21 protein-coding genes and 1 tRNA gene are annotated in these 24,433 nt (G+C 48.2%); 7 read left to right on the plus strand and 15 right to left on the minus strand.

Features of this window, described 5'->3' with window-relative positions; all coding sequences use genetic code 11:
* Positions 1–20 precede the first annotated feature (20 nt).
* The 12 genes from HPS55_RS02035 to HPS55_RS02090 all read right to left on the minus strand — a co-directional run bounded on the left by HPS55_RS02035 (position 21) and on the right by HPS55_RS02090 (position 12,310).
* A complete protein-coding gene (locus HPS55_RS02035; RefSeq protein WP_172176694.1) occupies positions 21–1,214 on the minus strand; it encodes a DHHW family protein in 1,194 nt (397 codons plus the stop codon).
* A 30-nt stretch (positions 1,215–1,244) separates the two neighbouring features.
* The gene (locus tag HPS55_RS02040; RefSeq protein WP_172176696.1) at positions 1,245–2,696 is read right to left on the minus strand and encodes an MBOAT family O-acyltransferase; all 1,452 of its coding nucleotides are present in this window, start codon (positions 2,694–2,696) and stop codon (positions 1,245–1,247) included.
* Between the two features lie 12 nt (positions 2,697–2,708).
* Positions 2,709–3,581, minus strand: coding sequence for an SGNH/GDSL hydrolase family protein (locus HPS55_RS02045; protein ID WP_172176698.1), 873 nt, complete (start codon positions 3,579–3,581; stop codon positions 2,709–2,711).
* A complete protein-coding gene (gene glmM, locus HPS55_RS02050; protein ID WP_172176700.1) occupies positions 3,578–4,960 on the minus strand; it encodes a phosphoglucosamine mutase in 1,383 nt (460 codons plus the stop codon). The genes HPS55_RS02045 and glmM overlap by 4 nt, the downstream gene beginning before the upstream one ends.
* Before the next feature lie 4 nt (positions 4,961–4,964).
* Positions 4,965–5,594 (minus strand): DUF4827 domain-containing protein, encoded by a 630-nt coding sequence (locus tag HPS55_RS02055; RefSeq protein ID WP_172176702.1) that lies wholly within the window; start codon positions 5,592–5,594, stop codon positions 4,965–4,967.
* Positions 5,595–5,686: 92 nt separating this feature from the next.
* The gene (locus HPS55_RS02060) at positions 5,687–6,721 is read right to left on the minus strand and encodes a DHH family phosphoesterase (RefSeq protein WP_172176704.1); all 1,035 of its coding nucleotides are present in this window, start codon (positions 6,719–6,721) and stop codon (positions 5,687–5,689) included.
* Positions 6,722–7,043: 322 nt separating this feature from the next.
* Positions 7,044–7,955 carry a glycosyltransferase family protein gene (locus tag HPS55_RS02065; protein WP_172176706.1) on the minus strand — a complete coding sequence of 304 codons (912 nt, stop codon included), beginning with the start codon at positions 7,953–7,955 and terminating at the stop codon, positions 7,044–7,046.
* 126 nt (positions 7,956–8,081) lie between these two features.
* A complete protein-coding gene (locus HPS55_RS02070; protein ID WP_172176708.1) occupies positions 8,082–8,615 on the minus strand; it encodes a histidine phosphatase family protein in 534 nt (177 codons plus the stop codon).
* A gap of 3 nt (positions 8,616–8,618) precedes the next feature.
* Entirely contained in the window at positions 8,619–9,962 is a 1,344-nt protein-coding gene (locus HPS55_RS02075; protein WP_253945834.1) for a glycoside hydrolase family 88 protein, read from the minus strand.
* A 53-nt stretch (positions 9,963–10,015) separates the two neighbouring features.
* Complete coding sequence (locus HPS55_RS02080) at positions 10,016–10,543, minus strand: hypothetical protein (RefSeq protein WP_172176712.1); 528 nt, start codon at positions 10,541–10,543, stop codon at positions 10,016–10,018.
* A gap of 221 nt (positions 10,544–10,764) precedes the next feature.
* Positions 10,765–11,325, minus strand: a complete 561-nt coding sequence (locus HPS55_RS02085) for a hypothetical protein (RefSeq protein WP_172176714.1) — start codon at positions 11,323–11,325, stop codon at positions 10,765–10,767.
* A 112-nt stretch (positions 11,326–11,437) separates the two neighbouring features.
* Positions 11,438–12,310 carry a winged helix-turn-helix domain-containing protein gene (locus tag HPS55_RS02090; protein WP_172176716.1) on the minus strand — a complete coding sequence of 291 codons (873 nt, stop codon included), beginning with the start codon at positions 12,308–12,310 and terminating at the stop codon, positions 11,438–11,440.
* A gap of 159 nt (positions 12,311–12,469) precedes the next feature.
* Here HPS55_RS02090 and HPS55_RS02095 point away from each other — a divergent pair, with 159 nt between their 5' ends.
* Positions 12,470–14,704, plus strand: a complete 2,235-nt coding sequence (locus tag HPS55_RS02095) for a S8 family serine peptidase (RefSeq protein ID WP_172176718.1) — start codon at positions 12,470–12,472, stop codon at positions 14,702–14,704.
* A gap of 92 nt (positions 14,705–14,796) precedes the next feature.
* Here the strand turns inward: HPS55_RS02095 and HPS55_RS02100 are convergent.
* From HPS55_RS02100 to HPS55_RS02110, 3 genes are all read right to left on the minus strand, one after another.
* Positions 14,797–14,869, minus strand: a tRNA-Met gene (locus HPS55_RS02100).
* Positions 14,870–15,054: 185 nt separating this feature from the next.
* A complete protein-coding gene (locus HPS55_RS02105; RefSeq protein ID WP_172176720.1) occupies positions 15,055–15,894 on the minus strand; it encodes an ATPase in 840 nt (279 codons plus the stop codon).
* Positions 15,895–15,984: 90 nt separating this feature from the next.
* A complete protein-coding gene (locus tag HPS55_RS02110; RefSeq protein WP_172176908.1) occupies positions 15,985–17,136 on the minus strand; it encodes a dienelactone hydrolase family protein in 1,152 nt (383 codons plus the stop codon).
* Positions 17,137–17,554: 418 nt separating this feature from the next.
* Here HPS55_RS02110 and HPS55_RS02115 point away from each other — a divergent pair, with 418 nt between their 5' ends.
* The 6 genes from HPS55_RS02115 (at position 17,555) to trpD (ending at position 24,429) form a co-directional block, all read left to right on the plus strand.
* Positions 17,555–18,859, plus strand: a complete 1,305-nt coding sequence (locus HPS55_RS02115) for a pectinesterase family protein (RefSeq protein WP_172176722.1) — start codon at positions 17,555–17,557, stop codon at positions 18,857–18,859.
* Positions 18,860–19,219: 360 nt separating this feature from the next.
* Positions 19,220–19,723, plus strand: coding sequence for a DUF6359 domain-containing protein (locus HPS55_RS02120; protein ID WP_172176724.1), 504 nt, complete (start codon positions 19,220–19,222; stop codon positions 19,721–19,723).
* Between the two features lie 377 nt (positions 19,724–20,100).
* Positions 20,101–21,315, plus strand: a complete 1,215-nt coding sequence (gene trpB / locus HPS55_RS02125; protein WP_172176726.1) for a tryptophan synthase subunit beta — start codon at positions 20,101–20,103, stop codon at positions 21,313–21,315.
* Positions 21,302–22,720 (plus strand): anthranilate synthase component I family protein, encoded by a 1,419-nt coding sequence (locus tag HPS55_RS02130; protein WP_172176728.1) that lies wholly within the window; start codon positions 21,302–21,304, stop codon positions 22,718–22,720. The genes trpB and HPS55_RS02130 overlap by 14 nt, the downstream gene beginning before the upstream one ends.
* Before the next feature lie 96 nt (positions 22,721–22,816).
* The gene (locus tag HPS55_RS02135) at positions 22,817–23,380 is read left to right on the plus strand and encodes an anthranilate synthase component II (protein WP_172176730.1); all 564 of its coding nucleotides are present in this window, start codon (positions 22,817–22,819) and stop codon (positions 23,378–23,380) included.
* 50 nt (positions 23,381–23,430) lie between these two features.
* Positions 23,431–24,429: an anthranilate phosphoribosyltransferase gene (gene trpD, locus HPS55_RS02140; protein WP_172176732.1), complete on the plus strand. Its 999-nt coding sequence runs from the start codon at positions 23,431–23,433 to the stop codon at positions 24,427–24,429.
* Positions 24,430–24,433: the final 4 nt, after the last annotated feature.

Consider the following 24,433-nt stretch of genomic DNA (forward strand, 5'->3'; position numbering starts at 1 on the left):
TATGTTGACGATGCTCCTTATTACTGCACAAGATATTTTTCATAAGACTCATGTGTCTTTTCCATCGAGGCATGTATGAGATTGTTGGCAAAGAGAATGTCCGTGATGGCATTATCATCTACATATCGGATGATATTCTTGGTGAAATAGCGGCAGTCAACCACATGAATCTCCTCAAACGAACCGAACAGATAGCCGGGCAGGGCATTGCCGTAGCTGTCTTTCAGAATCATGAGACGCCGGCCGTTACGGGTAGATGTGCGTACGGCCACGGTCTTGGTGTCGCCACCCATGAATGTGCAATAGGCTCCGCTACTGCCGTCGCTGTAATTACGGAAAAAACTGCCCTCGCATGGTTCTGCTTCAGCAGTGACGACGGTACGTGTGCGGTCGAGCGTATAATTAATATATGTAGTAGTGTACTCGACGTCGCGCGGCACGTAATATACAAACTCTTCCGGAGCCCTCTTTACAGCTATGTCACGAGAAAAGCGGTACATTGTCCCCACATAGTCGCGCACACGGTACTCGTCATACTCTGACAACGGTTTGAACGGCACACCGGCAACACATGCAAACTGTTCGGCGGCATAATATGCTCCAAGCGGTGCCCAATGGTGATCGGTACGCGAATAGATGGGTTCGGTGGCATGATTGCCAAGAGTGGTATAGATGTCGACAGCCTTGACAGAATCCGAAAGACCGGCAAAGATGCCATTGATGGCAGCCCGCTCGTCGCCCGTCCATCCGCGGGCATTATCGGGACAATAATACTCCACGGCATTGGGAATGGGCATGCAATAAATGTTGATGCCTCCATCAAACTGCGAACGGTATTTATTGACCGTCGCAGCATAGCCGAGTGCTTTTTCTATACTTCCACCATAAGGTTCCATCGCACGTGTATTGCTCCCCGACCCTACTATGATAATGCCCCGGCGTGCCCTTCTCGCCCGTGCATCAGCAGTGATGGTGTTGTGATATTCACCGACAATACATTGCTCCTTTACCGTGCGTCGCTCTGATTTGGCACTGCTCCCGTCGGTTGCTCCATTGCCTGATGCAATGATTGTTCCGGCAACTGTACGGCCTGCAGCTCCTGCCGCAAAAACATTATGGCATGAACATATAAATACGGAAAAAAACATTGCAACGGCAATGCTGTTGCCGCATATCACATCGAATATCTTATCTATGGATGTTATCTTATTCATTATTATGGCTATTATAATCTTTTATCGCTGTCAGAATCGTGTATAAAGGAAAGCATTGTTGGTAGCGCCGACCAGCAGTGCCACGCTAAGCACAACAATACCGGCCGACAAGGCTACGCGGGCTGTCAACGTGACAAATGACTCAAGAGCACCGCCACCGCCCAAACAACGAGTCGTAAAGCCGGAAATCCAACGGCGCACCGGCATGCAGAACACTATGGCTACGACCCAAAGCCAGAACTTATCTGTAAGCGCATTCACTGCAATGAAATCGTCAAGCGTGCCGGCATAACCGACAAATGCATTGAAGAAGACAAGCATGCGGTCAAAGTCGTCAAAATAGAATATCCCCCAACCCACTACAACAAGTATGAGACTGTAGATATGAAGCAGAGGCCGCGGTATGACGTGCTGAACGCGCAGCAATGTGTATTTTTCAAACATTACTATTATACCGAAATAAACGCCCCAGATGATGAAATTCCAGCTTGCACCATGCCACATTCCTGTGAGAAACCACACTATCATGATGTTTACGGCTTGATGACGACGGTTGCCGCCAAGCGGTATATAAACGTAATCGCGGAAAAAACTGCCAAGTGACATATGCCATCTGCGCCAGAAATCAGTGATGGAGCTGCAACAGTAAGGATGGTTGAAGTTCTCGTTGAAGTGAAAACCGAGACACCGTCCTATACCGATAGCCATGTCGGAATACCCCGAGAAATCGAAATAAATCTGCATGGTAAAGGCTAAAATACCTACCCACGCACCTGCAGTGGATAAGGAATCGAGACCACCGGCAAGAAACTGGTCGGAGATTTCGGAGAACTGATTGGCTATGATGACCTTCTTGCCGAGACCAATAAGGAAGCGGAACACCCCGTCGGAAACATCTCCGGCCGTAACGCGACGCCCACCGATCTCTTGTGCTACGGTGCCGTAACGTACAATGGGGCCGGCAATGAGTTGCGGAAACATAGATATATACAGCAACAGGTCCACATAACGACGCTGAACGGGCGACTCGCGGCGATATACATCTATAAGATAGGATATGGACTGAAAAGTATAGAAGCTGATGCCGATAGGAAGAGCTATGCCGGGTTTGGCCACACTGATCCCTGCATCGTTAAGTACCTGTGCAAAGAAACCGAGATATTTAAATACCGAAAGTATCAGCAAATTGCATATAAGCCCCGCAACAAGTGCCGCCTTGCGCCGCCGTCTGTCACCACTGCTATCTATCATCAGTCCCACGGCAAAATTGACTGCCACACTTGCCAACATGAGAAATACATAAACCGGTTCGCCCCACGCGTAGAAAATGAGAGAAAAGATGACGAGTACCGCATTTTTCGCCACGTTGACCTGACGGTCTGCCCCCGCTGCAAACGTTCGGTCTATGGCCGCCGCCAACAGATATACTATGACAAAAGCCGGTATGAAAACAAAAAGAAAGAATAAATCTGAGAAAACCATCTTTTCCTTACATTACTTTATATTCAACATTTTGGCTATAAGAATGCCGTTAAACCGTGCTCCCTCGACACTGGTATGTGTTCCGTCCGTTGTCATACAGCGACGGTGAATCTCATTCCGACGCGCCACACACCCGAGCCTGTCCTGACGAATGACGGTGAGTCCCATACACCGGCCGCATTCCTCTATTATGTCGCCGGCACGAGTTATACCCGCCTCACTGACCGCTGTCGACTGCAACGGCGTAAGCAACACTATCCGCACATCGGGAAACGTCTTTTGCAGCAATCCGCAACAAAACCTGACAGCTCCAGCCAAGGTGAGCATGCTGCCGGAAGTATCCACTTCACCATTGACCGAATCATCGGCGGCATGTCCGACAGCATCGTTGGCAAACACTTCGGAAGCATCCATGTCAAGAGCCCCGGGACGTGCCGCGACAAACCATGCATCGTTAGTACCGGCCGATATTATTATTGTATGAGGATATGCTTGCCTACCATCGGCAACGGCAACCATCAGACGACATATCTGATTGTATATCACATTGTTGTCACCCAATTTCTCGGTATATTCATCAACATCGCGCACTGTGCGCACCGTGGCTGTCCACGTGGCCCCGCTACGGGCATAACTGCGACACGTGGCCGGATAGCATTCTTCGGCAAACCATTTGGTCCAACCGTGCGGCCGGTCACAACTGTCACCGCCCAACCATGTATTTGAATCGCCGAGCATGACTACGTTTGTAGTGTCATGCCCGGCTGTATACTGTTCTTGTGCCGAAACACTATCAAGACATATTATGCACAACAGCACGGCAAATACTCTTGCCCTTATCTGACAGGCATTCCGGCATATCCGCCACACCACGACCGCCATCATGCCATGTCGTAAACAATCTGCATTATCTTCTTGCCCAACGCATCAGCCTCTTCCATTGTCGCAGCCTCACTGTAGACACGTATGATAGGTTCGGTATTGGATTTGCGCAGATGTACCCACTTGTCAGCGAAGTCAATTTTCACACCATCGATATCGTTCACCTGCTCATCCTTATACATATCCTTCACACGCTCCAATATCGCGTCAACATCGGTCTGCGGAGTCAGATCTATGCGGTTCTTGGCTATAAAGTAGTTGGGCATAGATGCCCTCAACTCGCTCACACGACATTCCTTACGAGCCAGTGCCGACAGGAATAAGGCTATGCCCACAAGAGCATCACGACCGTAATGGCTCTCAGGATAAATTACTCCACCATTTCCTTCACCACCGATTACAGCACCCACTTCCTTCATCTTGGTTGTCACGTTGACCTCGCCAACTGCCGCTGCCGTATAGCTTCCGCCGTAACGTTCGGTCACATCACGCAAAGCACGGGTCGAACTGAGATTGCTCACGGTATTACCGGGAGTACGGCCCAACACATAGTCGGCCACGCTCACCAAAGTATACTCCTCGCCGAACATGCGTCCATCCTCGCAGATAAATGCCAGACGGTCCACATCGGGATCTACCACTATACCAAGGTCATAGCTTCCGCTGCGCATCTCCTCCATAATACCTGAAAGATTCTTTTCCAAAGGCTCCGGATTGTGCGCAAAATCACCTGTCGGCTCACCATTTATAACCTTATACTCCACGCCCAACGCATCGAGCAGTTCTGGCAGGATGATGCCTCCCACGCTGTTCACCGGATCTACGCATACGCGCAGTCTTGCACCCCGTATAGCCTCAAGATCAACAAGTTGCAGAGCGAGTACTGACTCTATATGACGACGGTTGTATGTGTCGTCTGCCGTGTAATGTCCTAAATGGTCTACATCGGCATATTCAAAATCCTCACGTTCGGCAATGTCAAGCACCTCAGCACCGTCGGCTGCTGTGAGAAACTCTCCCTCATGATTAAGCAGTTTAAGCGCGTTCCACTGACGCGGGTTGTGACTTGCCGTGATGATAATCCCTCCGTCAGCTCCCGCCATGCGCACTGCCAGTTCTGTGGTAGGCGTAGTGGCCAAACCAATGTCGACCACATCATATCCCATGCCAATCAGCGTTCCACACACCACACTGCGAACCATCTCGCCAGAAATGCGTGCATCGCGGCCGACAACAATCCGGCCGTTGGAAGAACATCCGCAACGACGTATGAATGTGGCATAAGCCGTTGTAAACTTAACGATGTCAAGCGGATTGAGCGTATTGCCCGGCTTTCCGCCTATAGTTCCGCGGATGCCCGAAATTGATTTAATCAGAGTCATAGTTCTATTGCTCTCTTTGATATGTTATCGTATAAAAACATGAATACACACTCGAGGTGGCGTTTGCCTGCCCCTGAGTATGCGGTACAATTATCTTTACTTTGGCAATCTCTTCGTTACCGTCCTGACGACCAACCTTTATGTATTGCAGCGGTATAAGCCATCCCGCAGGCACGGAAGCGCCATAAGTGCTGTACATAACGCCACTGGCAAACGATGCCGTATAGGAACTGCCCTCACGCCTCACCGTCATTTTTTCAGGCAATCGTGTCGTAGGACTTATGAAATAATTGTATGTCTGCAACGCCCTGTCCGCAATGTTGAACTCCGTATATCGGCAAAGCAGATTGACCTGCTTGTTCTCTTCAATCATGCTTCCCGCTCCCTTACGGACTATCTGCATATACACTCCACTCTTTTCAAGATACACATACTCGTTCCTGGCTGTATCTGTTGTCTGTCCCTGAGCCTCGAACTGGCTTTCGCTGATTACAAGTATTCCCTCGTCCTTGATAAAAGCACTGATAGCATCACGCTCTTTCTCTTTCTTCTCGCCGTATGTTTCATAGTCATCACACGACACAAACAGCATCATGACCGTAAGCACCAGCAGTGAATATACGATTCTCTTCATCTTTACGTTTTTATTCATTCTTCGTTTTATTCCGATTGCACATTTAATGTGGCAAAATTAATAAAATATTGTCAATTGCCCGCTATATTATGCTACTTTAACGTGCTTTCAAAGTTCAAGATGGCATCGCGTGTTATCTCCACGGCCTCGTCAATGCTGCACAACAACCTTCCGCCCGAGGCATTTAGATGACCGCCTCCATTGAAGTACATCTCGGCCATCTTATTGCACGGAAACGAGTCGACCGAGCGCAGACTGACCCATATCGTGTTATTCTTCTCGGTATCCTCACGCAACGATATCGAAAGTTTCATCCCCTTTATCTGCAACGGCATATTGACAAGTCCCTCGGCATCACCCTTCACAAAATTGAATCGGCAAAGGTCCTGACGTGTAAGAACAAAAAACGAGGCATGCTGTTCGGGCATCACCACCAGTCTCTTGTAAAGCACGTAACCAATGAGACGAAGACGGCTTTCACTGTAATTGTTGTATACGTTGCGGTAAATCTTATCCTTGTTTATGCCCTTTGTAAGCAGCTGGCTGATGATGAAAAACGTTTCCGAACTGTTACTGTTGTAGGTAAAACCGCCGGTGTCTGTCATCATACCGCAGTAAATGGGAGCAGCAAAACGTGATGTCATCATCTTGAACCCGTCCATCTGCCACACAATACGGAACACCATTTCACTCGTAGAGCTCATCTCCGGACGCGACACACACAGAACACAGTCAATATCCGGTCCGAGATGATGGTCGAACATCACCTTCGGTGCATGCGAATCCGTCAGGGAAGCAGCCATGGCATCTGTACGGCTAAGCTGGTTGAAGTCGAGACAAAAAACAAGATCGGCACAAGATATCAGTTCGTCAGCCTCAACTTTGTGTTTGTCGTAACGTATCACCATTTCTGTCTTTGGCATCCATTGCAGGAAATCGGGATACTGGTCAGGGATAATTATTTGCGGCTCCTTGCCCCTGCTTCTCAAAAACTCTGCCCATCCGAGACACGAGCCCAAAGCGTCACCGTCGGGATTGACGTGACAACAGACAACGATATTGTCAGAGCTGTCTATAAGAGAACTCAGTGTGTCACATTCTCCGGGGGATAATATATTTTTCAGCATAATGGGTGCAAATGTACAATAAAATCGCGAGATTATACACCGGTAGGATAAAGAAAATGATTTTTCTTTAGAGGAAAGTTACTAAATTAATTTATAATTCACGATTTATTGAAGTGCCAATCATCAATAAGTCGTTCTGTAATATGAAGCAGGTATACAGTAAGGACATTACAGACCAAGAGTATCTTATTACTCTTGACAGTGAATTACATACAAAAAAATTGGTTTAATCTTCGTATAAAAAAAGGAACTTCGTGGAAACAACTCCCTGCTTCCACAAAGTTCTCCTAAAATCTCTGTTTACGGCAAAAGCCGATGTACGTTAGAACAGCTTGGCGGGATAAACACCCTCGTCAATAAGTTTCTGTATACGGTCGACAGTGTCCTGACGGTCTGCCGAATACGTAACGCCAAACCACTTGCTCGTCGTATCAAGCACTTTAACGGTAGATGTATTCTCGTTGATGAGCTTATTGACCATCAGCGGAATGAAGAACTCTGCCTTCAGGTTCTCCATGTTCTTCGGATCGCTGAGGAACTCTTTGAAGTACTCCTCACTATGCTCGAAATAGTCGGGGGTGAAGCCCCACATGTTCATGGATACAGGAGTATTGTCCTCTACAGGCACCCACTTGCCGTCTTCATCCTTATAACATACCGGACCGTCCACACGCATTATCTCAGTGCGCTCAACCACTGTTGTCAGATTACCATTATCGTCCTTAGAACATATACCACGTGCCACAGTTCCGTTTTCCGACAGCGTATTGCCTACACGGAAACCAACCATAGCATATGCGTCCTTGCTTCCCTCGGGCAGTTCGGAAAGGAACTTGCCTATCACTTGGAAAGCGTCGCGATTGTAGAAATCGTCACAGTTTATCACACAGAACGGCTCCTTGATTACATCCTTGGCCATCAGTACGGCATGGTTTGTTCCCCACGGTTTCACGCGCTCTTCGGGACATGCAAATCCCGCAGGTAGAGCGTCAAGACTCTGAAAACATAGTTCCGCAGGCACGTGTCCCTCATATTTGCTCAATATCTTCTCACGGAAATCGTTCTCAAAATCCTTTCTGATTACGAACACTATCTTACCGAATCCGGCCTTGATGGCATCGTAAATAGAATAATCCATTATTGTCTCACCGTTTGGTCCGAGTCCGTCAAGCTGCTTCAGCCCGCCATAGCGGCTTCCCATTCCGGCAGCAAGGAGTAATAAAGTTGGTTTCATAAAATAATATATTTAGTTATTGAAAATCATACTGCAAAAGTAACAAATATTTCTGACAGCAACGTTATTGTCACCGTTTTTTTTCATTTTTACAAAAAAAACGGCTATATACTTTACCATACTTCTTTATATTTCCATCCATCTGCATTCACAGTTTCCAAGCCTGCGCATCGAACCCACCTGCTCCAAAGGCACCCTTGCTATCCGGGCCATGAACGATTGCAGAAACAAGCCGTGTGATACCACAAGAACAGTCTTGCCGGCATATTTGTCTTGCAGAAAACATAGCGCCTTACCGGCTCTGTCGTAGAGCATTTCTTTTGTTTCCACATCCGATGGGAAAGCGTCAAAGTCAGCCTTGCCTACAACCTGCCCAGTAAGGCTTCCCCAGTCCTTCTCACGAAACAATGCCGACCTTACCCAATCCCGTGGCACCTTGCCGTCAAGCAATATCGTCACGGTATCGGTAGCGCGACGCAAATCGCTGCTCACAATCGCATCGAAAACGCTCACGTCGACCGTTTTCCTTAAAGTCACAGCCTGACTACGGCCGTTCTCCGTCAGTGTACCCGGCAAATGACCTTGGAATATGTGGGATATATTCTCCTCCGTCTCACCATGGCGCACGATACATAATCTGGTCTTCAATGCCTCTTCCATCGTCTAACGCTTCCTGTATACAACCAACTGTCCGCCATGTATATATATATGCCCGTCTATCGGATTTGCCACCCGCCTGCCGCCAAGGTCACGATATATACCGTTGTCATCATGAATATTTCCGATACCGTCATTGCCGTTTCTTACCTCTTCGATTCCATCGGTATACGATTCCAACATGACAGTGAGTGCATGCACTTCGGCCGCTCCCCACAGCCAGCATCCATATCCGAAATCTTCAAAATCGGGTATGGAGCCATATGTTATTATACCACCGTCTTCAGGTTTCGAACCCGTTCCCTGAAGATAGCCTACCTGTCCGGTATCATCGTGCACAGCGTGCCTCATAGCCTCCCATCCTCTTCTGATAACCGGCATATAGGTTGCACTGTCAAGTATCCCCATACGCACGCCATAGGCCATTCCGCCCACGAAAAGCGACGTACCGGTCATCTCAGGACCTTCGCTGCCCACCTGTCCGTAGTTGGACGGTGCCGCCAGACTGACGTTCCACGAGCCGTCCGCACGTTGACACTCGGCGAGCCCCTTGCTCATAAGCAGAAAATCCGAAACATAGTCGTTGCGGTGTCTTTCGGTGTCGGGCGTAAACTGCATCACCCTCGCCAAGGCCATATATACCCATCCGTTGCCACGACTCCAGTAGCAATCCTTGTCGGTTTCTGTGAGGTCGCGATACGGCGGATCAAACTGGTAATCACGATACCACAATCCCGTTGTGATGTTAAACAGAGGTTTCCCTCCGCCTTTCTTGCTACCGCCGTGCCTGTTGCGTGTATACTGATACAGCTCGTACATATATTCCCAATATCTGTCGTCACCGGTGATATCGCCCAACAGTGCAAATACAGGCATACTCATCTGTATTGCGTCTATCCAATACCAATAATCCTTCTTGCCGGTTGCCATCATCTGGTCTATCCTCATCTTGATATGGTCCATACGATGATACTGCTCCGGTTCCATCATATACATTTGCAGATACGACTGTCCGCAGCACTGATAATCGGCATTGGCATTGCGCGCCTCGTTGTCGGTGCTGCTTATCCACTTGTGAAAGTCGCCCCAGTCGGTCGCATATTTCAGCCACTCGGTCTTTGGCTGCTCTCTGTAGATATTCAGCAGTCCTTCGTAGAATACACCTCTGGTCCATATCTTGCTGTTCCGCTTTTTCCCACCAACATAACTGTCGGCTCCCACATCCGGATTGCGGGAAATGAAATATCCGGCCACCTTTTCTGCATTGGCCATCACTGAATCGCTTCTAAACGTGTCGGCAGACGCCCCTGTGGCTATAAGCATCAGTGCGACGAGAATAAATCGGGTCATTGTTTTATGGTAATTATCCGGCATGTTGCCTGCTGTCGTATTATATTAATGTATCAGTCTATCTTTGTCATATGATACCCCATGCGCTTCAACTGCATGGCCATACCTACAAGGTAAAGCATATGCAGACAACTTACGTATGCGGTGAAAGCTGCGGGCGTCGCAGGCTCAATGTTCTCACGTTGCAACATATTATACACCCGTGACGCGCATTCTCCCACCAGCTTCTCCGTCGCAACATAGTCGTCGCCTTTCAACAACAGCACTTCACCGCGTATATACTCGTCCATGTTGTCATATCCTCGCTTGTCACGCATATACGTGTACAGATTGTCAATCTTCGAATATATCTCCCACTCCGTATCCCACATTTGGGCTACGGCCATACCGACATACACCATCCAACCGAGCGACACCGTTGGGTAGCCGTTGAATTCTCTTATGCCGTCGGGCAGATAGGCCTTGGCTATCTGTTGCCATTTGTCTTCCACATCAGGACACTCCGGCATCCTTTTATCAACCTCGCCATTTGCACACAGATATCCGTGCAAATCATTATACAATCTGTCTTCGAAACTCATTTCAATATTCTTTTTTACAAATGTACAATAAAATAGTGAGATTATACACCGACAGGATAAAGAAAATGATTTTTTATCGGAAAGACACGTAAAAAAATGCGATCTGCAATACCAAAAGCAGAAGAATATTCCGCTGTCACAAAGAAATGTTTACGTATTACGCATTCTACCGCCCGAAGATACATTATACCGGCCGCTGCCAAACCACAATTACAGACTGCTCATGGTGTAGTGCCTTTTTCCCAAGGCTGCCATGTCCGCACCATGGAAAACAGGCGCAGAAGCCGATCGGCATACATATCGGGATAAGTCAGCGAATATATCACCCACAGCTTATCCTTAGCCACGCATTTTGTGAAATGGCTGTAACCATCAACCCGTCCGCCATCTTCTGTCAACGGGCCATGCAGGAAAACGTCGCCTTTATCCTCTATAACCTCGGCCCGCATCTTCTCTGCCAGCCACGAGATACCTCCATCGGCATCGGAATACCCCTCATTACGGCACACGTAACAGTCGATTGCCATATTTATGACATTGTCATAACTGAATCTGGAACAGCCGATAACACTGTCGGGGATGGACTTGTCAGGAATGAAAAGCGCCGGATATGGTACTTTAAATCCGAAGTTGCTGTCGGTGTAGTAGACTACAGAACAGAGATTCATCTGCTCCTCAAGAACGTCACCGAAGTCTCTGCCCCGGTCTCGCGGACATAGAATGTCAATGTTGGCCGTAACAATGATTACAACCAACGTGATGATTGTCAGGTAACCTTTCATACTGTATATAATTTGTTTCGGCAACAAAGATATACGAAAGGATTATAAAAGCATCATTTGCTGACTGACAACATCCGGACAACAGTCTGACATTTAACTGACATCGGTCTATCTATCTGACCGTCAACACATAGTTTCTTCCGCGATGCGTCTCAATGCGTAGTCTGCCATCGGCCTCGACCACGTTTTTCAGTCTCTTTATCAACGTGTAGAGCGTCTCGCTGGCATCGTCTTTCTTCGGCCACAGAGCCTCGCATATCTCCGTTTTGGTGAGACTGTGGTCTTGTGCACGGAAGAACATCTGCATCAACGTGTGCTGCATCGGAGTAAAATGTACCTGTGTGCCATCGGCATTGCGGAAACTGTTGCCATCAGAAGACATGGCAATGCCGCCCAAAACGATGCCGTGACAACCTTCTGCGGTAGTACACGAGGCCGGTTTGACGGTGGCATAAAATCTTTTGCCCAGCGGTCCTGACATCATCACAGCCCACATCACAGCGGCAATTAAGAGGACGAGAGGCAGACGCTGGTCGGACATGCCGAATACAGTTGCCATATCACAGCGGGCATAACCCTTAAGGGCAATGCTTGTCCCAAGACGCCCAACCTGCCATACCACAGTGTCACTGCACAGTTCGCCACCATCGACCGGCATACTTCTACAGGCAGTCTGTTCGCTGTCCAATATCCTGACACGCATATACGCCCGGTGGCGTAGCTGAGGAATGGACAGGTGACTGCACAACCTGTCGTCGGTATAGTCCAAAGCCACATTGTCTCCGGAAACACTCCTTAAATGGCGGTATGCCTTCACTGTATCGGCAGCAAGCCAGTCACTGCGCCTTTCGGCCACAGCCGTCATCAACGCCCGATTAAGGTCGTCGACAATCAAACCTTGGGTGGCACGGTAACTGCCGATACTTGCAAGTACAGACGAAGCCACAAGCATAACAAATATAACAACTGATGAATAGCGTATCATTGTCACAATAGGTTTTAGTTTGCTGCAAATTTACATAAAAAGATAAGAATAACACCGCTGACCTCAAGAAATAATATTCTTTAAGAATTAAAAACGACACATGACATTTGGCTTATTCGGATATTTTAGCTTATTTTGCGGAATAATACAATTTATCCTATGAAAAGAATACGTATCTTTCACCTTATTATATATGTCGGGGTTTTACTGCTGGCGGATATGCCGGTATCGGCAAACAACATGAAGGGACATCCCACTGGAGCCGACTATTCCAAGATGTCGTCCTTTGTGCGACGTGCGGCCATGGAATACAACGACAAACACCAAATTGCACAAGCGAAAGGACATGGACGGGAGTTGTGCGCTTTTGTCAAGATGGAAGGCAATGCCGACTCCGTGCTGCATGCCCACAACTGCCGCTCGCTGGTGCGCTTCGGCAACACGCATATCGTATCGGTGCCGCTATCCGAGTTGAGGGCACTGTCGTTGTGCCTGGACGTGACCCGAATAGAGGCCGGCCGAAACCGTTCGATACAGATGGACTCCACGGCTGGAAATGTCAACGCCCTGTCTGTATATGCGGGCAAAGCTCTTCCACAGGCATATACCGGCCGCGGTGTGGTAATGGGGATAATGGATGTGGGATTCGACCTTACCCATCCCAATTTTTATGATGCCTCGGGAACAGACTACAGGATTGTGCGCCTGTGGGACCAACTGTCAGCTGACACCGTGGGCAGCACCCTATATGTCGGGGCCGATTACAGGGGACGCAACGAATTGCTGGGATATGCACACAGCCGCGACGGACTGATACAGACCCACGGCACACATACACTCGGCATCGCGGCAGGCAGCGGATATGACAGCCGGTATCGCGGGATGGCATGGGAGAGTGACATCTGTCTTGTGAACAATGCCGTGACGAGCGACATTCCGCTTATAGACGCCGACGACATATACAAATATACCTATGCCACCGACGCACTCGGGTTCAAATATATCTTCGACTATGCCGACGAGATGGGCAAACCATGTGTGATTTCGTTCAGCGAAGGGTCGCATCAGGATCTGCGGGGCGACGACATGCTATATTATGAGGTACTTGAAAATCTGGTGGGACCCGGACGCATCATCGTAGCCTCGGCCGGCAACGACGGCTATCTGAAAACGTTCATGCACAAACCCGTGGGAAAATATTCTGCCGGTTCGTTCGTCGCTTCCAGTTCCAATTCGCTATATCTTACTATGGCGGCAGACAACGATTTTACAATACGCATTGTGGCATATAAAGGCGAAGTCAACGACACACTGGAAATACCGCTGCATATGGTACAGGAATGTGCCGGCGGAGAATATACCGACACGGTTATGCTGGCCGGACGCAGCTGCGCGATTGAGGCTGCGGCATATGTGTCGTGCTATGATGCGAAGGTTACGGCATGCGATGTTTCCTTACGTGGGTTGTCGTCATCGCTCGACGGTGCTACTCTTTCTGTGGAGCTGTCGGGCAAAAATGCCGACGTGGAAATGTGCCTGATAACGGGCATACTTTACGACAGCGCCATCAACCCCGAACTCTGTGACGCGGAACAGACGCATAGCATACATTCACCGGCAAGCGCGCCATCGGTGATATGTGTGGGGGCTACTGTATATCGCACTGAGTTTACCAACTATCAGGGCGACACATTTGTGACAAACAGCAAAGGCAGAGGTCAACGCACTGACTATTCGGCGGTGGGGCCTACACTCGACGGCAGGACAAAACCCGACGTGATGGCTCCCGGAACAAACATAATATCGTCGTACAGCAGTTATTACATGGAGGCCAACCCCGATGCACGCGATCTGCTGTCGAGCGTAAAACTGTTCGACTTCGGAGGCCGCACATATCCTTGGACGAGCAATGCCGGTACGTCGATGTCGGCACCTGTAGTCGGCGGGGCTATAGCACTGTGGCTTCAGGCATGTCCCAACCTTACTCCTGACGATGTGAAGGGTGTGATAAGCCGAACGGCACGACGACTCGACAATGTATCCGAAGTGCCCAATAACTATTGGGGATATGGCGAAATTGACGTCTATGCCGGACTGCTCGATATTCTCGGCATATCCGGCATAGCAGACATACCTGCATGGCAGCCGTCGGATGTAATGGCAAATATCACATCCGACGGACGACTACACCTGTCGTTCAGTCGGGTTCCCAATGCAACGATTGGCGTTTCTGTATACACAACGGGTGGTGTGCGTATGGCAGAACTTGAAATAACGGCTTACGAAAAAGAATGCCTTGTCAATCTGCCTGCATTGCCATCCGGCATATATGCCGTCAGACTGACTTCGGACGTAAAAGAGTATTGCGGTTCGTCACTCGTCAGGAAGCATTGACAACGGACAGGAACGAATCCTTTGCAGGGATAAACAGATTGGATATAAAACAAATGGATAACAACTGACATCAGTTATTATCCATTTTAAAGTTGCGGAGGCAGGACTCGAACATGCGACCTCCAGGTTATGAGCCTGGCGAGCTACCAACTGCTCCACTCCGCGATATTATTTCTGTTTTGCGAGTGCAAAGGTAATAATTAGTTTTGGAATATGCAAACTTTCTCCCGTTTTTTTGCACATAAAACATAAAAAAGAACTGTTCATGTCCTTTTTAATGTCTCATTCTGCATCTGTTTTTACAGTATATCGCATATAAAACCGAGACAAGAAACCCTACATAGCGCACCCTAATTACATGAATGATACTCTACAAGCCCAGACATAGGACTCGAAGAAGTACGTCCAACCGTGAAACCTTCGTCAATAGCTGCCTCGACAAACTCATCGTAAAAATGACCGGCTATGCTGCCCACCGCCCCGACCGGCAACTTTGGACGGCCGTATTGCACTACATTACGTCTGAAGAACATACGGAAATTATCGACTACAATAAGACGTACCGACGGAACATACAGATGACTGTGAATAAACGGAGCAAAAGAAGCCAGAAACCGATTGGCCATCGGCTCACGATATACACGGTGTATCACATCGGCCATACCACAGCCTGTCTCACGCTCAAAGTCCGACAGAACGGATTCCGGAAGTTGATTCTTGTAAAGGGCATTGACAAAGAGCCGCCCGAGCACGGCCCCACTGCCCTCGTCGCCGAGAATATATCCAAGCGGCGGAGTGTTCATCACTATATCACGACCGTCGTACAAGCACGAGTTGGCACCGGTACCGAGTATGCAGGCTATACCCTCCCCCATTCCACATACGGCACGGGCCGCACCAAGCAAATCACTATGGACCTCTATAGTTGAAGCATGCGAAAATGCACAGGATAGCACATCGGTCATCATTGGAACACATTCTTCACGACAACCGCTACCGTAAAAATAGACCTCGTCCACTTTGACATCGGCAAGTTCGGGTAAAAGTTCTCCATTCAGAACGTCATATATAGTTTGTCCGCTCTGATGAAACGGATTAATACCCTGCGTTATAATACGGCGGACGATGCGTCCGTCATTTGTAATACACCAGTCTGTCTTGGTGCTTCCACTGTCTGATATCAGTTGCATTATTTTAGAATCAGGGGAGATGAAAACAGGTCAGTAACATACTTAAATGAAATTGAGTGGTATCTCATTATAACATATTTCCGAACATGCTTATTTTAATGAAAGATTCTCATCGAAGAACCGTGCCACCCGTTCCTGCACCTTCGGACCACACTCATGCCCCATGTCCCATATTTCTGCGACAAGATTGCTTTCTACTTTCTGGCTTTTCCATACCTTACGCATTTCACCAAAGGCCTTCTCCACTCCAGGTAATGGAAACAGTTTGTCATGACTGCCGTTGATGAAGAGCATGGGTTTAGGGCAAGCCAAAGAAGCAATATGAGGATAATCGAGATATTGACGCAGGGCCGGTATGCAGTTGGCAAATCCGCCATTCTCCTTTCGCCCGTACTTCCATGTCATCTGAACGTCGGTTGTGACCATCCAACATACGGCCGCCCCTACCTTTATCCTATCCGACAAGGCTGAAAGCATCCATGCACGATAGGCACCCATGGAACAGCCTGCACAGCCGATACGCTCTTTGTCTACCTCTGGCAGTGTGACGAGAAATTCGGTTGAAGCAATGTCATCGTATGTCATGAAAGCACTGAGGTCGCGCCCATACATCATCATGTTGCCTGCAATGATGTCATACTTGTTGCGATCCACACCCTCGGCACGCCCCCGCTCACCCCACATCGGTGCATCGGCGGAAAAGACGAGATAGCCACGGCGGGCCAGGTAATCGCCCATATACTGTCCGCCGTAGACCTTATACTGCCACTCGTCTGCATCCTTAATCACCACAGAATCTTCCATGAACGGACGTATCATCTTTTCCTTGCCTATGAAAAGATGCGCCCCATGGTCATGAAGCAGGTTGACCGCCGGAAACGGGCCGTCACCATCGGGTATGAGCACATAGGCCCGCACACGGTAGAACTCCGACAGGTTGAACTCTATCTTACGTGCCGTATATCCATCGCGACGCTCTTCTCCCAACACACGCATGTCGTAGCTCCTGGGCTGCGGCGGTGGTGTCATCATACATTCGAAAACTTTCGCACGTGCCTGACGCTTCCATTTGTCGAAGTTGCGTATCTTGCCATTGCCCCAAGCCATGGGATATGTCAGCTGGGCCTGCAACATGTCGACATAGACAGGAAAATCTTTATAAAACTCATGATTGGCCCGCTTTTGTGCAAATACCGGCATGCACAACAGACATGCAACGACAAGCGGGGCTATACGATTCATCGGTTTCATCTGATTGACAGTTTGTTCATATCTACTCCCAAAACCCGTTCATAATCCGTGCTGCCAACATATCGGCATCACACTGTCATCACGGCGGGATGATGCAAAAGTAACCATATTTTTCCACAAACTTAGTTCCGCAGACACAGAAAGACGCACAAACAAAGTAAATACGGCTGGTTTTTACATTTTTTAAGGGACCGCAGGCAGTTTGTAACCATCCAGCTATTACCGGAACGGCAACCTACTGACATCATTGATATTCGGACACTGTTTTCATGTCCTTTCCTTGAATTAATACCATTCCGCCGGTTTTCAATAAAATGCCAATGAAATAAATTCCGTTTTTCTTGCCCGCCCAAAAGATATTTCGTACATTTGTGTCAGTGAACCAGCAAGTTGACACAGACAAACAAGAATGAAAAGAACAATCTTACCAATCATCATTGCAGCACACTGCCTGACTGTTGCAGCACAGGAAAAACGACTCTACGATTTTGTCGTACCGCGTGACGGATCGTTCCGACAGGCACTTGACGCGGCAAACAGCCGTCGTGACACAACATGCCGTTACCGCATCTTCGTCATGCAGGGCGAATATGTCATCCCCACCGAAGGCACCACCACAGGTGGAGACGGCAAGGAATACGGCGACCCGCGCACTTACCTGAAGGCTCCCAACACATCAATCATCGGCGAAGACCGTGATATGACGGTACTCACCAACACCGTCCCGGAACCGACATGGGACAATGGTTTCGGTCGTGCCAATCCGTTGGAGGGAATTGGGCATGGCGATGTGCTCATCATTGAGAAACAGAGCCACGACACATACCTACAGGACTTCACTATGCGCAGCGGAATGGGGGACAATACCGGACGCAACATCGTACTGCATGACCGTTCTGACCTTACCGCGGTCAAAAATATCTGCCTGTGGGGCTATCAGGATACTTACGTAAGCAACAACCAACAGGGGCGTTTCTATTTTGAAGGAGGCATAATCCGAGGGCGCACCGACTATATATGCGGAAAGGGAGACGTTATATATAATAAGGTCACATTCCAGCAATGCAAACGTGGCGGCTATCTGGCCGTACCGTCGGTTGCACGCCGCTACGGATACGTAATGTTGTCGTGCTATATAAAAAGCGAAACGCCCGACGTGACCTACTATCTCGGCCGGCCTTGGGGAAAGGGGACACCACGCGCCGTATGGATTGACACGAAAATGGACCGTGGACCGATAACAAAAGACAAACGCGGCCATAACGGATGGGCAGACATGAGCGGAGGATGGCCTGCGCTATTTACCGAGTATAACAGCCGCCTCGTCACCGGTGAACCACTCGACCTGACGGGACGCCGAAACATGTACGTGGACAAAGAAGGTGTAGAACACGCCAACCGGCCGGTAATAAGCGCCAACGAAGCGGCTGAATATACCATAAAGAACGTGATGGGAGACTGGCAACCGGAAAAACTCACCTGCAATGTGACGCCACCAGCAAATGTAAAAATGAAAAACGGCAAACTGACATGGACAGGCTGCACTGACGCACTGCTCTATGCTATATGTCGCAACGGGAAAGTGGTCGACTTCACCACAAAGACATCATATAGAATCAAGAACAGCAACATAGGCGACCTATGGGCCGTACGGGCCGCAAACCAAATGGGAGGACTTGGGATGGCAACGGAGACGGAGCACAAAGCCCGCTGATATTATGATACAACCGGATGAACATACTGCAAGAATCCCCAAAAGAAAAGAGGTTGGTGCAGGACGCTACCAACCTCAAACTTTTTATTTTGAGATAAGGCATCTACAATTGTTGATGTAACTTATCGGTGGCAAATATAATGATTCTATTTATAAAAAACAAATATTTTATGTTAAATCTTAACGGATTTGTATAGTTTTCAATATAAACTATTATTTTTACAACGATTTCATCAAACCAAATGAGCAAAATCCTCTTATTTGAGTTTTTACTCATTTTTATAAAAACGATGAATGAGATACAGTGTTAATCCATATATTATACTACCAAAAACAACAATTAAGTTTATATTAAAAATCATGAAAACTGCTATATATACATTGGTACTGCTTGCTGCAACACTGATATACGGATGTGAAAAAAGCGACAGGAACGAAGAGGATAGCGACACCGGCAATGATACCGGCACAGGATGGAACGACGAAATAGTGCCGGACACCGTCTTCAAAGGCTTTCTTACAGTTGAAGAGGCCGCAACGGCCGAAGTGGGTTCGCTCATCAATGTTCGCGGATACATTGTCGGCTCTACATCAAGAAACATCTACAACGCCATTGTCCGTCCGCCATTTGAGAGCAGAACATCGCTGATACTTGCAGACAAGAGACTTACAGAAGTTGAGGCTTTTTATGAAGACGACCTTTTCCCCGTACGCCTCACCGACTACAAAGACACCCAAAGAGCGCTCAATCTGGTGGATAATCCTGAACATTGGAACAAAAGGGTATATATATTCGGCCAAAAATGTTCATACATGGGAATGCCTGGACTGGAAAAAATAATGAAATATGAATTCATTGAATAGACCGGAACATGCTCTTGTTTCCCAGACGTAGCAAATTACGATCAAACCTGAATATTTTCTTCAACTTGACAAACACGTTTACTATTCATCGATAAAACCACACTTTTTATTATGATTTACAGAAAATAACAAGCAAAATGTTTGTATTTTAAAATAATATATGTAATTTTGCAACGGTGAACATAAAAACATCTATATATGACAACAATGAATAATACATGGTGGTGGCGTTGCTCGAGATTTAAACAAGTCGCGGGATTACGTAGCCATGTCTTATTATTCTATTGATATAAAAAGGCTCGTCGTTTACTGCGACGGGCCTTTTTGAATTTCAAACAGGGTATTTAGTTTTAGAGATAAAAACAGAAACAAACAATATGGAAGACAAAAAGACATTTCAAGTAGATGAAAGAGGTTTCTATGGAGAATTCGGCGGCGCATATATCCCCGAAATACTCTACGGAACGGTAGAAAACCTCAAAAACTGTTATTTGGAAATACTGGAATCGGAAGAGTTCCAGAAAGAATACATAGAGCTGCTGCGCGACTATGTGGGCCGTCCCTCGCCGCTGTACTACGCACGTCGCATGAGCGAGAAATACGGATGCCGGCTGTATTTGAAACGCGAAGACCTCAATCACACTGGTGCACACAAGATAAACAATACCATAGGCCAGATTCTTATGGCCAAAAAGATGGGCAAAAAACGCATCATAGCCGAGACCGGAGCCGGACAGCACGGTGTGGCTACGGCCACCGTATGCGCACTGATGGACATGCCGTGTGTGGTATACCAGGGTGCGCTCGACGTCGAACGCCAGCACACCAACGTGGAACGGATGAAGATGCTCGGTGCCGAAGTGCGCCCCGTAACCAGCGGCAACCAGACACTGAAAGACGCCACGAACGAGGCCATACGCGACTGGTGTTGCCATCCGCAGGACACTTTCTACATAATAGGTTCAACAGTAGGGCCTCATCCCTACCCCGACATGGTGGCCCGTCTACAGAGCATCATATCAAAGGAGATAAAGGAACAACTGCAGGATAAGATCGGACGCGACTATCCCGACGTACTGATGGCTTGTGTCGGCGGCGGCTCAAACGCAGCCGGAACAATCTACCATTACATTGACGACGCACGCGTAAGAATAATCCTGGCTGAAGCCGGGGGGCTTGGAGCAGACACCGGACATACTGCCGCCACCATACACACGGGGCGGCTGGGTATACTGCATGGCTCACGAACTCTTGTCATGCAGACTCCCGACGGACAGGTAATGGAAGCCGAAAGCATTTCTGCCGGCCTTGACTACCCCGGCATCGGTCCTATGCACGCCAATCTCGCTACCCGACACCGCGCCACAGTATACAGCATAAACGACGATGAGGCCGTTAAGGCGGCATACGAATTGACACGCATGGAAGGCATCATCCCCGCATTGGAGAGTGCACATGCCATTGCCGCACTGCAGAAGGCAACTTTTCGGCATGACGACATTGTCGTACTAACAGTAAGCGGACGCGGCGACAAAGACGTCGAGACATATCTTAACAACAAAAACATGGCAGGAGAATATGGAAACTTCTAAATACAAATACAAGACAACCTCACGCACTATCCTTGCCGACATGTATACACCTGTAAGCGCATATATGCGCCTGCGCGACATGTATCCGCAAAGTGCACTAATGGAAAGTTCCGACTACCACGATTCGAACAACAGCCGCTCCTTTATCGGCATCAACCCTTTGGGATACGTATCCATAGGTCACGGTATGGCTGTATGCTCATATCCTGACGGAAAATCCACACGTCATTCTATAAGCAAAGAGTTCGGAGCCGATGACGCCATCAACGAGTTTATATCCGGTTTTGAGATAAGCGGCGACCACAGCGATGTGTGCGGACTGTACGGATACACATCGTTCAATGCCGTGAGATATTTTGAGAACATTGACGTAAAGGACGAGACAATGAAACAAAACGATGCTCCCGACATGATGTACATACTCTACCGAGATATAATAATGTTCGACCATTTCAACAACAATATGGCAATAGTGAGCATGAGTCCCGCCGATATAAATGACAACGACGAGACAGCCATAGATAGCATCATACACCAACTGAGCAAAAACAACATAAAGACATACGGCTTCCATCCCATAGGCGACACGACATCCACACTCACTGACGAAGAGCACAAAGCCAACATACGTCGAGGCATAAAGCACTGTCTGCGTGGCGATGTCTTTCAGATTGTACTGTCGCGACGCTTCATACAAAGATATGAAGGAGACGACTTCAAGCTGTACCGTGCACTGCGATCCATCAATCCGTCTCCATATCTGTTTTATTTTGATTTCGGAGGTTTCCGCATCTTCGGATCGTCACCCGAAACACACTGTCGCATAGACGGACAACGGGCATACATAGATCCCATTGCCGGAACGACACGCCGAACAGGCGATGCCGAGACCGACCGTAAGGGGGCGGAGTATCTGCGCAACGATCCGAAAGAAAACGCGGAACATGTGATGCTGGTAGACCTGGCACGCAATGATCTCAGCCGTAACTGCCACAATGTGAAGATTGATTTCTATAAAGATTTGCAGTATTACTCACACGTAATACATCTCGTATCACGCGTAAGCGGAAAACTGAATCCAACTGCCGACCCCGTCAGGACATTCATAGATACCTTCCCCGCCGGAACGCTCTCCGGTGCACCAAAAGTAAAGGCAATGCAGCTCATCAGCAAATACGAGCCACACAATCGCGGTGCTTACGGCGGATGCATAGGATATATCGGTCTCAACGGTTCTATCAATCAAGCCATCACAATACGCACATTCGTATCACGCAATGGCGAACTGTGGTTTCAGGCCGGCGGCGGTATCGTAGCCAAAAGCGATGAAGAGTATGAGTTGCAGGAAGTGAACAACAAACTCGGAGCACTGCGCAAAGCCATAATGACAGCAGAAAAGATATAGAGAAAACAGAGAGCATGATGGTTTTTCCGAATCCTCATTACTCCCATAAAATCCCATTACTCCCACAACTCACCTTTCCCAAAAAGAAAATACAATATGAAAATCGTTATAATAGACAATTACGACTCGTTCACATATAACCTGAACCATCTTGTAAAAGAACTGGGTGCAGCCACCACAGTGCTGCGCAACGACAAGTTTGAACTCTCTGATCTCGAATTATTCGACAAGATTATCCTAAGTCCCGGACCGGGAATACCGTCAGAAGCCGGACTTCTTCTCGATACCATCCGCAGTTACGCCGGCCGCAAGCCCATACTTGGTGTATGCCTCGGTCATCAGGCTATCGGCGAAGTATTCGGTGCAAAACTCGAAAACCTAAGCGATGTGTTCCACGGTGTGGCCACCGAAGGCACGCAATCAGGCAATGACCCGATATTCGAAGGTCTGCCGCAACGCATCACCATGGGCAGATATCACTCATGGGTTGTCAGCAAAGACGGGCTGCCGGCATGTCTTGAGATTACAGCAGAAAGCGACGAAGGACAAATCATGGCGCTGCGTCACCGCGAATACGACATACATGGTATCCAGTTCCATCCCGAAAGTGTGCTTACCCCTGACGGACGTACCATCATAGATAACTGGATAAATGGATAATTCCCTTCATCCCATCAATCCCATTATTCCCATTAATTTCCATCAATCCTATGAAAGAAATACTAAACCGAATACTCAACCACGAGGAACTTACCCGTGAAGAGACAAAAAACATACTGATAGGCATCACACAAAGTGCATACCCGGACGAACAGATAACAGCTCTGCTCACCGGCCTTCAGATGCGTGGCATTACCGTCGACGAACTTCTCGGCTTTCGTGACGGCATACTTGAAACAGGCGTTCCTGTACCGCTCGACTGCGACAGATACATTGACGTTGTCGGCACCGGAGGTGACCGGAAAAACACATTCAACATCTCTACAACAGCTTGTTTTGTTATAGCCGGAGCCGGATATAAAGTAGCAAAACACGGCAACTATTCGGCCACAAGCATAAGCGGAGCCTCAAACGTAATTGCCAACCATGGAGTGAAATTCACAGACGACATTGCCCTCCTGAACCGTTGCATCAACGAATGTGGCATTGTATACTTGCATGCCCAGCTATTCGCACGAGCCATGAAATTTGTCGGACCTATACGCAAATCACTCCAGTTCCCAACATGTTTCAATCTTCTCGGACCAATTGTCAATCCGTCAAAGCCACAATGCCAAATGCTCGGAGTGGCCAATCTAAACCAAATGCGCCTATACAACAACGTGTATCAGAAGATAGGCATAGACTATGCCATTGTCAACAGCATTGACGGCTATGATGAGATATCACTTACCGACAACTTTAAAGTCACCACAAACAACTATGAACGTATCTTCAGTCCACAAGACCTCGGTTTCGAAACAGCCCGTCCTGATGAATTAGTAGCCGGAGCTACCGAAGAAGAGGCAGTTCGGATATTCGACAATGTACTGGCAAATACCGCTTTACCGGCACAGAAAAACATTGTATTGGCAAATGCTGCTTTCGGCATACAGGTGTTGGAACGCGGAAACAAAGACATAACAGAGTGTATCGAAACGGCACGCGAATCTATCGACAGCGGCCGGGCATTGCAAACATTCCGCAAATTCGTCGAACTAAACTCATAATCAT

The sequence above is a fragment of the Xylanibacter rodentium genome (assembly GCF_013166575.1).
GTDB lineage: Bacteria > Bacteroidota > Bacteroidia > Bacteroidales > Bacteroidaceae > Prevotella > Prevotella rodentium.

What these genes read in the sequence shown, in the direction of transcription:
- HPS55_RS02110 (WP_172176908.1), bottom strand. Translation starts at nt 17,136, where the DNA reads ATGAATCGTATAGCCCCGCTTGTCGTTGCATGTCTGTTGTGCATGCCG.
- HPS55_RS02075 (WP_253945834.1), bottom strand. Translation starts at nt 9,962, where the DNA reads ATGACCCGATTTATTCTCGTCGCACTGATGCTTATAGCCACAGGGGCG.
- HPS55_RS02130 (WP_172176728.1), top strand. Translation starts at nt 21,302, where the DNA reads ATGGAAACTTCTAAATACAAATACAAGACAACCTCACGCACTATCCTT.
- HPS55_RS02040 (WP_172176696.1), bottom strand. Translation starts at nt 2,696, where the DNA reads ATGGTTTTCTCAGATTTATTCTTTCTTTTTGTTTTCATACCGGCTTTT.
- HPS55_RS02055 (WP_172176702.1), bottom strand. Translation starts at nt 5,594, where the DNA reads ATGAAGAGAATCGTATATTCACTGCTGGTGCTTACGGTCATGATGCTG.
- trpB (WP_172176726.1), top strand. Translation starts at nt 20,101, where the DNA reads ATGGAAGACAAAAAGACATTTCAAGTAGATGAAAGAGGTTTCTATGGA.
- HPS55_RS02105 (WP_172176720.1), bottom strand. Translation starts at nt 15,894, where the DNA reads ATGCAACTGATATCAGACAGTGGAAGCACCAAGACAGACTGGTGTATT.
- HPS55_RS02090 (WP_172176716.1), bottom strand. Translation starts at nt 12,310, where the DNA reads ATGATACGCTATTCATCAGTTGTTATATTTGTTATGCTTGTGGCTTCG.
- HPS55_RS02045 (WP_172176698.1), bottom strand. Translation starts at nt 3,581, where the DNA reads ATGATGGCGGTCGTGGTGTGGCGGATATGCCGGAATGCCTGTCAGATA.
- HPS55_RS02070 (WP_172176708.1), bottom strand. Translation starts at nt 8,615, where the DNA reads ATGGAAGAGGCATTGAAGACCAGATTATGTATCGTGCGCCATGGTGAG.
- glmM (WP_172176700.1), bottom strand. Translation starts at nt 4,960, where the DNA reads ATGACTCTGATTAAATCAATTTCGGGCATCCGCGGAACTATAGGCGGA.
- HPS55_RS02085 (WP_172176714.1), bottom strand. Translation starts at nt 11,325, where the DNA reads ATGAAAGGTTACCTGACAATCATCACGTTGGTTGTAATCATTGTTACG.
- HPS55_RS02095 (WP_172176718.1), top strand. Translation starts at nt 12,470, where the DNA reads ATGAAAAGAATACGTATCTTTCACCTTATTATATATGTCGGGGTTTTA.
- HPS55_RS02115 (WP_172176722.1), top strand. Translation starts at nt 17,555, where the DNA reads ATGAAAAGAACAATCTTACCAATCATCATTGCAGCACACTGCCTGACT.
- HPS55_RS02035 (WP_172176694.1), bottom strand. Translation starts at nt 1,214, where the DNA reads ATGAATAAGATAACATCCATAGATAAGATATTCGATGTGATATGCGGC.
- HPS55_RS02135 (WP_172176730.1), top strand. Translation starts at nt 22,817, where the DNA reads ATGAAAATCGTTATAATAGACAATTACGACTCGTTCACATATAACCTG.
- HPS55_RS02060 (WP_172176704.1), bottom strand. Translation starts at nt 6,721, where the DNA reads ATGCTGAAAAATATATTATCCCCCGGAGAATGTGACACACTGAGTTCT.
- HPS55_RS02080 (WP_172176712.1), bottom strand. Translation starts at nt 10,543, where the DNA reads ATGAGTTTCGAAGACAGATTGTATAATGATTTGCACGGATATCTGTGT.
- HPS55_RS02120 (WP_172176724.1), top strand. Translation starts at nt 19,220, where the DNA reads ATGAAAACTGCTATATATACATTGGTACTGCTTGCTGCAACACTGATA.
- trpD (WP_172176732.1), top strand. Translation starts at nt 23,431, where the DNA reads ATGAAAGAAATACTAAACCGAATACTCAACCACGAGGAACTTACCCGT.
- HPS55_RS02065 (WP_172176706.1), bottom strand. Translation starts at nt 7,955, where the DNA reads ATGAAACCAACTTTATTACTCCTTGCTGCCGGAATGGGAAGCCGCTAT.